A 1113-nucleotide genomic window follows, 5' to 3' on the forward strand; every position below is an offset into this window, starting at 1 on the left:
CGGCGCGCTGAAGATGCGTTCCGGTTCGCCCTGTTCGCAGATGCGGCCCTTGTCGAAGAAGCAGACGCGGTCGGAGACCTCGCGGGCGAAGCGCATCTCGTGAGTGACCAGCAGCATGGTGAGGTCGTGCTCGCTGGCGAGACCTCGGATGACGGACAGCACCTCGCCGACGAGCTGCGGGTCGAGCGCCGATGTCGGCTCGTCGAAGAGCAGCACGCGCGGACGCATGGCGAGTGCCCGCGCGATGGCGACGCGCTGCTGCTGGCCGCCGGAAAGCTGCGCCGGGTAATGGTCCTTCTTGTCGGCGAGCCCGACCATCGCGAGCAGGTCGACCGCCCGGCATTCCGCCTCGCCGCGCGGAAGGCCGAGCACGCGCACCGGCGCCTCGACGACATTGCGCAGCACGGTCATGTGCGGAAACAGGTTGAAGCTCTGGAAGACCATGCCGACATGGCTGCGGATCTGGCGCAGATGCCCATCCGACGCGTTGAACGGACCGCGGGCATTCGGTTCGTGATAGGACATGCCGGCGAGCGTCAGCCGGCCTTCCTGGAAAGGCTCGAGGGTCATCAGGATGCGCAGCACCGTCGACTTGCCCGAGCCCGAGGGGCCGATCAGCGTGACCTTCTCGCCGCGGGCGACGCTGAAGTTGAAATCATCGAGGACGGTCAGCGCGCCGAAGCGCTTGGTCACGCCTGCGAACTCGATGATGGGCGGCTGTGAATCGATGGCGGCCTTGGATGTCTCGGTCATCGCAGCGGGATCCCTGCTTTCGGCAGCGCCTTCTGCAGCCGATGCAGGCCGGCCGAGCAGAGCAGCGTGAGGAGGAGGAAGATCAGGCCGACCAGCGTGAGCGGCACGAGGTATTCGAAGGTGCGCTCGCCGATCATGTTGGCGAGCCCCATCATCTCGAGCACGGTGACGACGGAAAGCACCGGCGTCTCCTTGATCATGGCGACGAGGTAGTTGCCCATCGCCGGCAGGATGCGCGGCACGATCTGCGGCACGACGATGTCGCGATAGGTCTGCAACCGGGAGAGATTCAGCGCGGTCGCCGCCTCCCATTGCCCGCGCGGCACGGCCTCGATGCCGCCGCGATAGACCTCGGAGGTG

Annotated in this window: 2 protein-coding genes; both read right to left on the minus strand. The window is 66.8% G+C overall.

The genetic code is table 11. The annotated features are described in order from the left end of the window. A partial coding sequence (ehuA, locus tag ACIPIA_RS16800; RefSeq protein WP_400511118.1) for an ectoine/hydroxyectoine ABC transporter ATP-binding protein EhuA occupies positions 1–753 on the minus strand: 753 nt, incomplete at its 3' end. Beyond that, the coding region (locus tag ACIPIA_RS16805; RefSeq protein ID WP_400511120.1) for an ABC transporter permease subunit at positions 750–1113 on the minus strand (364 nt) is incomplete at its 5' end. The genes ehuA and ACIPIA_RS16805, both read right to left, overlap by 4 nt.

This window comes from Allobosea sp. CER48, assembly GCF_044752385.1.
In the GTDB taxonomy this organism is placed as follows: Bacteria; Pseudomonadota; Alphaproteobacteria; order Rhizobiales; family Beijerinckiaceae; genus Allobosea.